At 44.2% G+C, this 7,929-nt stretch carries 11 protein-coding genes; all 11 read right to left on the reverse strand.

What is annotated here, in order from left to right; genetic code table 11:
* Positions 1-74: 74 nt before the first annotated feature.
* Positions 75-947: a 16S rRNA (cytidine(1402)-2'-O)-methyltransferase gene (gene rsmI, locus HFA01_RS17895; protein ID WP_146818743.1), complete on the reverse strand. Its 873-nt coding sequence runs from the start codon at positions 945-947 to the stop codon at positions 75-77.
* Positions 916-1,215, reverse strand: a complete 300-nt coding sequence (locus tag HFA01_RS17900) for a GIY-YIG nuclease family protein (protein WP_146818744.1) — start codon at positions 1,213-1,215, stop codon at positions 916-918. The genes rsmI and HFA01_RS17900 overlap by 32 nt, the downstream gene beginning before the upstream one ends.
* Positions 1,205-1,948 carry a tRNA1(Val) (adenine(37)-N6)-methyltransferase gene (locus HFA01_RS17905; protein WP_146818745.1) on the reverse strand — a complete coding sequence of 248 codons (744 nt, stop codon included), beginning with the start codon at positions 1,946-1,948 and terminating at the stop codon, positions 1,205-1,207. Before HFA01_RS17905 ends, HFA01_RS17900 begins: the two co-directional genes overlap by 11 nt.
* Positions 1,949-2,202: 254 nt before the next feature.
* Positions 2,203-2,547 (reverse strand): DNA replication initiation control protein YabA, encoded by a 345-nt coding sequence (yabA, locus tag HFA01_RS17910; protein WP_115824783.1) that lies wholly within the window; start codon positions 2,545-2,547, stop codon positions 2,203-2,205.
* A 15-nt stretch (positions 2,548-2,562) separates the two neighbouring features.
* A complete protein-coding gene (locus HFA01_RS17915) occupies positions 2,563-3,390 on the reverse strand; it encodes a PSP1 domain-containing protein (RefSeq protein WP_146818746.1) in 828 nt (275 codons plus the stop codon).
* A 7-nt stretch (positions 3,391-3,397) separates the two neighbouring features.
* Positions 3,398-4,384: a DNA polymerase III subunit delta' gene (gene holB / locus HFA01_RS17920; protein WP_146818747.1), complete on the reverse strand. Its 987-nt coding sequence runs from the start codon at positions 4,382-4,384 to the stop codon at positions 3,398-3,400.
* A gap of 13 nt (positions 4,385-4,397) precedes the next feature.
* Entirely contained in the window at positions 4,398-4,838 is a 441-nt protein-coding gene (locus HFA01_RS17925) for a YaaR family protein (RefSeq protein WP_146818748.1), read from the reverse strand.
* A gap of 18 nt (positions 4,839-4,856) precedes the next feature.
* A complete protein-coding gene (gene darA / locus HFA01_RS17930; RefSeq protein ID WP_146818749.1) occupies positions 4,857-5,186 on the reverse strand; it encodes a cyclic di-AMP receptor DarA in 330 nt (109 codons plus the stop codon).
* Positions 5,187-5,240: 54 nt separating this feature from the next.
* Entirely contained in the window at positions 5,241-5,870 is a 630-nt protein-coding gene (gene tmk / locus HFA01_RS17935; RefSeq protein ID WP_146818750.1) for a dTMP kinase, read from the reverse strand.
* A 2-nt stretch (positions 5,871-5,872) separates the two neighbouring features.
* Positions 5,873-7,288, reverse strand: a complete 1,416-nt coding sequence (locus HFA01_RS17940) for an aminotransferase class I/II-fold pyridoxal phosphate-dependent enzyme (protein WP_146818751.1) — start codon at positions 7,286-7,288, stop codon at positions 5,873-5,875.
* 275 nt (positions 7,289-7,563) lie between these two features.
* Positions 7,564-7,746 (reverse strand): sigma factor G inhibitor Gin, encoded by a 183-nt coding sequence (locus HFA01_RS17945; protein WP_146818752.1) that lies wholly within the window; start codon positions 7,744-7,746, stop codon positions 7,564-7,566.
* Positions 7,747-7,929: the final 183 nt, after the last annotated feature.

A 7,929-nucleotide genomic window follows, 5' to 3' on the forward strand; every position in this document is an offset into this window, starting at 1 on the left:
AAAAAGACATATGTTAAAGCAACCCCTTACTGTTCACAGGCCTGACAGTAAGGGGTTTTTTCGTGTTTCTTATATTATTCTTCTACGTGATAGGCCTGGTAAACTTCCCGTTTCGGGAGCTTCCGGTCTAAAGCCGTCTGTTTTATCGCTTCTTTATTCCTCATTCCATCGTTTTCGATATAATGCTGGACGTGGTCGACGACAGATAAACGCGTCCACCACTGGCTATCCTCCGATTCTACGTCATCGGCTCCTTCAATCACTACACAAAATTCTCCACGGACTTGTTCAGAATGGGCCCAGTCGACGAGTTCACCCAAATCCCCACGGACATATTCTTCATACCGTTTTGTTAATTCCCGGACCAGCGATGCTTTTCGATTTCCAAGCACGTCATGGACATGGCTCAACATCTCTTTCAATCGGTGGGGAGATTCATAAAAAATCAAGGTAACTTGAACGGATTGAAGTTGCTGTAAAACGGCGGCGCGATCTTTCTTTTTCCTAGGAAGAAATCCATGAAAGTAGAACCCTTCCGTAGAAAGACCTGACCCTGCGAGCGCAGGTAATGCGGCATTCGCACCTGGTAGAACAACCACTGGCACATCTACTTCCACTGCTCTTTGGACAAGATCTGTTCCAGGGTCTGATATTCCTGGCATGCCGGCATCACTCACGATGGCAATGTTCTTTCCATCCCGAAGTCTTTCAAGCAACTCCGGTCCTTTCGTATGTTTATTATGTTCATGGTAACTGACAAGTGTCGTAGAGATTTCAAAATGGTTGAGCAATTTTCTAGAATTTCGCGTATCCTCGGCACCAATCATGTCCACTTCTTTTAAAGTATTGACGGCACGGAAGGTCATATCTTCCAAGTTACCGATGGGAGTGGGGACGATATAAAGCGTTCCTTGCTCATGATTCATGAAACTTTTTTGTACGTTCATCCACGCTCACCTCTTCCTGTCTTTGATGAATCCAATTTTCTTTCTCTTTCCTTGTCATTCGTTTCAGCCGGTATTCTTGTCGTAAGGCTTCTGACTTCGTTTCATACACCTCATATGCCTCTAATACGAGAGGGCCTCTCCCCCTTGTATATTTGGCCCCTTTGCCGCTCTGATGCTTTTCTAGTCTAGCTTCCAGATTGTTCGTGTATCCGGTGTAAAGGGTACCGTCGCTACATTTAAGCATATAAACAAAATGACTATTCTCCATAAAGAATTTCCCTTAGTTCTGGTGTATATTCGTCCTCATTCGTAAGAGCGTACAATGGAGGTAAGAATTTCAGACCTGGCTTTCCGTCTCTGACACCTTCAATCAGTAGAATGTTCGCTTCTTTTCCTTCTTTCGGATACACGAGACGCATCCGCTTCGGTTCGAGCTTGTACTTCTTGAATTGTTGGATGATTTCCACCATGCGCTCAGGGCGATGAACCATAGATACTTTACCCCCGGATTTGGCGAGCCTGCTGCAAGCTTCAACAACGTCTTCTAAACTGCAGTGAATCTCATGCCTGGCAATCGCCAAATGCTCATTTAAATTCTGTTCATCCGCTTTTGGAGTTGGAAAGTAGGGGGGATTGCAGGTGACAAGGTCGAATTTGTCATTCCCGTAATGACCGGGCATGTCTTTCAAATCCCCATGAATCATATCCAGTTGATCTCCGAGATCATTTAGTTCGATATTACGGAGGGCCATGTCATAAAGCCGCTCCTGAATTTCCACTCCAGTAATCGGAACATTGGATCGCGTGGAAAGAAAAAGAGGGACAACCCCATTACCTGTACATAAATCCAGGATTTTTCCGCGCGTTTTTGGTACGTAAGTAAAGTCTGCGAGTAACACCGCATCCAACGAAAATGCGAATACGCTCGGACTTTGGATGATCCGCATGTCTTCTTTCGCTAATAAAAAATCAATTCGTTCATCTCCATATAATTGAACCATTGCCGCTTTCCTTTCTTTTTTCACTCTATTTTCTATGATATATAATTTTGATACTCAGTTTCGAGACAATGGGATTTGCAGGGCAGCTGTCCCCCGTAGAGCATAGCGTGAGGAAGCTCAGCGTCCCCCACGGAAAGCGAACCTTTTCCCGAAGCTACCTAACTCAGGCAAACATCTCGAAAGCCACTCTTAACCCACCCATGATATAAAGAGAGCCCTTCCTCGAACGAGCAAGGAAAGGCTTGGACCTGGAATTATTTCTTTTTGTTCAAGAAAGATAAGCAAAAGAGACAATCTTCATCTCTCGGGCTGCCAAAATGAAGATTACAAATGTGAAAGCCTTCTTCGTATAGTCTTGCGAGGTTATCATAGCCTTCCCCGACGACTGCCCCTTTGTCCTGCTTGGATCCTGAAGAAGATTGCTCTTTTTCATTCTCTTTCTCTAAACGTTGTCGCAAATGATGATTTTCAAGCGATAAATGCTGGTTTTCTTCTAAGAGATAAGCCAGCTGTTTTTTTAAATCGCCGAGCTGCTCATAGAGCTCACCGATTTGACTTTCAAAATGGGATACTTGTTCAAATATGGCTTTCTTCTTCACGATCGACTCCACCCTTTATTCTGAGGCTTCGGTTTGAAGAACTCCTTCATCGATCAGCTCTTGCAGAGAGTATTCAAGGACGCGCTCTTGGTCTCGGAATTCAATCTGCACCATACGCTCCAGCATATTAAGCCCTACGACTTTTCCTTTACCGAAGGATGTCGCAATGCTTTCACCGAGGTCAGGAAGCTCTTTCTTCGCATTTTCGTAATCATCATTCTCATACTTGAGACAACACATCAAGCGGCCGCAAAGGCCGGAAATTTTCGCTGGATTCAAGGATAAGTTCTGATCCTTGGCCATTTTTATAGAAACAGGTTCGAAATCGCCTAAAAACGTTGAGCAACAAAGCATCCGTCCACATGGACCGATCCCCCCGAGCATTTTCGCTTCATCCCTGACACCGATTTGGCGCAGTTCGATCCTCGTCTTAAAGACAGACGCAAGATCTTTGACTAATGTACGGAAGTCCACACGGCCATCAGCCGTAAAGTAGAAGATCACTTTATTACGATCAAACGTGTATTCGACATCCACAAGATTCATGTCCAATTTATGTTCACGGATTTTCTTTTCGCAAACCCGGTAAGCTTCTGCGGCGTTGTCTTTGTTTTCATCCACCGTCACTTTATCTTTATCATCTGCCATACGGATGACTTTTTTAAGAGGTAAAACAACGTCTTCTTCATCTATGGATTTATTAGCAATGACAACTTTTCCGAATTCGATCCCGCGTACGGTTTCGACGATGACATAATCATCCGTCGTCATCCGCAGTCCCCCCGGATCGAAATAATATACCTTACCCGCCTGCTTAAATCGGACACCTACAACTTCGATCATTCGATCATCACCTCTGTAGTTGAAGGGTAAGTTGTTCCATCACTAAATTAGGATGGACATTTTGATTTATCTTTCGTTTCGCCTCAAGGATATCCGTTAAGCTCCGCGCGGCTGACTGACGTGACCAACGCATCGCTGCCTGGTTTAATCTTTCTCTCTCTGTCGTGAAAATAATCGATTCTTCCCGGTCCAAAAGTTGGTTAATGACATCTTGAAACCAGAGCATCAACACGTCCAGACCACGCTGTAGCTGCGTTCGCTCTTTAAAATGAGGCATCCACTGATGGTTGATAAACAAAAGTCCTTCATTTGGTTTATTTTGAAGCACTTCAATTAATTGTATCACTAGTTTTCGCACATTCGCAAACCACTCATCTTCATTCATCTCGAGGGCATCTGTCAAGTTATTTGTTAACGATGACAAAAGTCTCGCATTCGATTCAGAGACGCCTTCTTCGACCAGTTTCTCCTGAACACGGAAGGGATTCAGAGGCTGGAAGGCGAGCAATTGACAGCGGGACCTGATGGTATCCAGAATGGTCGGACCGCTTTCTGTAAGTAGCATCGCTGTCGTCTGCTGGCTCGGTTCCTCTAAAAATTTCAATAACCGGTTCGAAGCATTAACCGTCATTTTTTCTGCATCGACGATGATATAGACTTTTCGGTTTGACTCAAGGCCTGTATAGGTAAATTCTTTTTGCAAGTGAAGGATTTGTTCTTTTTTTATGGATTGTCCCTCAGGCTCAACCCAGTGCAAATCAGGGTGGTTCCCTGAATCGATCCGGTGGCAGTCCCGACAGCTCTGACAAGGTTCCGCCCCTTCTCTATTTTTGCAGAAAATGCTTTTCGCAAAAAGAATACTCATTTCCCGTTTACCGGTCCCGCGATTACCCTGGAACAAATAGGCATGTGAGATTCGATCCTTTTTGAAACTGTTCATCAGCATTTGCGCAGCTAGAGGCTGGATGTCTTTCATTTGTGTCCAAGTCTGCATACTACTTCCGCCCTTACGTATATAAATTGATGAGCAAACCTTTGATTTCACCGATCAGTCCAAGCAGGTCAACCGTTCGCTTTTCTTGATCCATGACTGCCTCTGTCAGTTCAGATAACTTCTCATCGACAGATTCTACAATCGTTAACTTACGAGTCTGTCCATGTGCATTCCAACTATGAGAATGCTTCAAGTTCATCCCATATTGAACGGATTCTTTCATAAAATCTTTGATGAGACGCTTGTATTTAGCCAAATCACGGAAGGACCGAGCTCTTGCCACCCGCTCCCCCTGTGCCGTGATACGATTCATCAGCTGGTTCAGTTGAGCTTCTTGAAGCTGCCGCGATTGGGACTGGACCATCGCATCAAAACTAGGCTTGCCGTTCGTCTGATGAGAGGATTGTTTTTTTGCCGCATCCATTTGTGTCCGTATTTCTTGATTGATCTTCATACTTGTACCCCTTCTAAGTTAAAACTGAAAAAAGGAATCGACCGGCAAAATAAATACAGTGGCTCCTCCTACCTCGACCTTTACTGGCTTTGGAATGTACGAGTCCGCATTTCCCCCCATGGGTGAAATCGGAGCGACCATCTGTTCACGCTGGCTGCAATTATCTTTAATAATGTCCAGTGCATCATCGACTTCATCATCTTCACATCCGATCATGAATGTGGTATTTCCTTCCCGTAAGAATCCACCTGTCGTTGATAGTTTGGTCGTCTTAAAATCATTCTCCGCTAAGGCATCCGTCAAACGATTGCTATCTTTATCCTGAACGACCGCAATGATCATCTTCATGCAATCATACCCTCCTGTTGGGTGTTTTCTCCTATTATAACAAATGCCTGGGAATTATGATGGCAGGTAATTGCTCAAAACGTGGTACGCCTCTTTTTTCACAGATTCGAACTCCTGATCAGCATCGATTACCTTGATGCGCTCCTTATTTTGTGCAGCCAGTCGCTTATAGGCATCATAAACTTTTTCATGAAAACCTATATGTTCAAGGTCAAGACGGTTTTTCTCTCTTCCCTGGTTCGCAGCAATTCTCTCCAACCCTCGTTCAGGCTTGATATCAAATAACAAAGTCACATCCGGCATGTGATCATCAATCGCGAATTCGTTGATTTTAAAAACTTCCTCCAGACCAAGATCGCGGGCCGCTCCCTGATAGGCAAGACTGGAGTCTACAAACCGGTCGCAAAGCACGACTTTCCCTTCATTTAAGGCTGGGATGACTTTTTCTACGAGATGCTGCCTGCGTGCAGCTGCATAGAGCAGAGCTTCTGTACGCCCATCCATTTCTGTATGAGAAGGGTCAAGGATCACTTCTCGTATCTTTTCTGCGATACGGATCCCGCCAGGTTCTCTCGTTTCGAGGACGGAATACCCTTGCTCTCTCAATTCTTTTCCAATCTCACGCAGGATGGAGGATTTACCAGCTCCATCGCCACCCTCGAATGTTACAAACAAACCTTTCACATCTATTCTCCTTTAAAAACAAGAACACCTTGTTCCATACCTGTATTTTGAAAGCGTGCACCCTGACTCACCAAGGCATGCACCTGAGCTATGTGTTGCTTATCCAACCGCTCTCCCTTCATAACTAAAGGAATGCCTGGTGGATAAGGGATAATTGCTTCTGCTGCCACACATCCTGCAGCTTCTTGCCAATCCACTCTCACCACGGCCATTCTTTGCATGAAGGAATAGCTGTATTCCAGTTTTTGAACCGCCGGAAAATGGACTTGATCCTCTATTATTGTAGCACGGTTTGTATGCTTTTTTAATTGGGAATCCAAGGTGTTAAGTAGTTCTTTCAAAAGCATTAAATCCATACTCGGGGCGAGTCCAAACACGAGCAGAATTTGATTCGTTGTAGCAAGTTCCGGTACGATCCCTACGGCATCCAGGGCGTCCGCCCATTCAAAACCGGTTCCTCCTCGAACTTCAAGTGTAAGCTTCAACGGATCATTCGTAGTTTTTACATCCCAATAGTCATATGATCTGAACAAGGAATTCACTTGTTCTAAGAAAGACAACAACTCCTTCTTGTCCAAAGAATTCCAAGAAGCTAAATAAGCCCTCGCCACGTCTAAACTCGCCATAAGGGGATAGGAAGGACTGCTCGACTGAAGCATTTGCAAATAATGACGAACTCGGGTGAGATCAATTCTGTCTCCTTGGACGTGAAGGAATGAAGCCATGGTCATCGCTGGAGCCATCTTATGGGCAGATTGGGCCACACCATCTGCGCCTGCTGTTAGGGCAGCCTTAGGGAAGGGCTTTCCGAGTTGAAAGTGAACCCCATGGGCCTCATCCACCAGTAAGGGGATACGGGAGCTATGAACGACTTCTGCGATCTTTTCCAAATCATACGTCCTTCCAAAGTAATCCGGGTAAGTCAGAAACACAGCTTTACTATCAGGATGGTTCTTTAATGCTTGCTCGACATCCTCCGCAGAAACTTGACTATGTCGTCCTGTTTTCCTTTCATACCTTGGAGAAATAAATACAGGGGATGCCCCCGAAAGTTCAAGAGCATTCAGTACAGACTTATGACAATTTCTCTGGACAATAATCTCATCCCCAGGATGACAAACAGATAAGATCATAGCCATATTTCCGACCGTTGTACCATTCACGAGAAAAAAGGTGTGGTCACTATTAAAAAAGTCACTGGCTATTTGTTGAGCTTCTTCAATCACACCTTCTGGAGCGTGCAGATCATCCAGACCTTCGACTTCTGTAGCGTCCAACTGTAAGATTGATTGATAGGTTTCATAGGCCTGTTTATTAAACACTGTTCCATACTTGTGACCAGGAACATGAAAAGATAAAGGATTTCGTTCTATATTCCGTTTAAGCGCTTCGTACAGCGGCATATATGTAGGATCCATATGAATCACCTTCTTCCATGTTCAAGCTTACATAAATAGCTACTGACAAGCAATACACCCTTAGTCATAGTAAAAACACAAGCCCCCGTGGACACGATGAGCATATAACGGCTGAACGCAGGTAGTCATCCGTATGACACTTAGCTTTGTAGTGAGGATCTGACACTGGAGGCGGGATCTTCGCAGCGCGAAATGTTATATAGTTGGACAATAAAAAATCCACCCTCATACGAGGATGGATGTATTCTTCTTCATAGCTGCTACGCTCATTTATATTAAGATGGAATCATAGAACGATGGGCTTTGGCCATACGCTTCACGAAATAATCATATTTCGGGTCATCGGCAGGCGTGTCGATCATCTCTTCCTCACAATCTTCACAAATAAAAACCCTTAATAGATAAATTCCCTTTTCTGTTTCTTTATCACATATGCTGCAATAATCTTTCCGGCTCATTCGTTCTCCTCCTCTCTATCGTTCTTACGCCTTTACAAATAGTATCTCCGAATCTATCAACCTTATACATATAAAATAAAGAAAATAGATTTTGATGAAATAGTAGAGAAAGAACAGGTTCGAATATAAAACACAAAAAACCTTCAGGAACGAATCCTGAAGGTTTTCTTAATGACGTGGCGG

The sequence above is a fragment of the Halobacillus faecis genome (assembly GCF_007991335.1).
Taxonomy (GTDB): domain Bacteria; phylum Bacillota; class Bacilli; order Bacillales; family Halobacillaceae; genus Halobacillus; species Halobacillus faecis.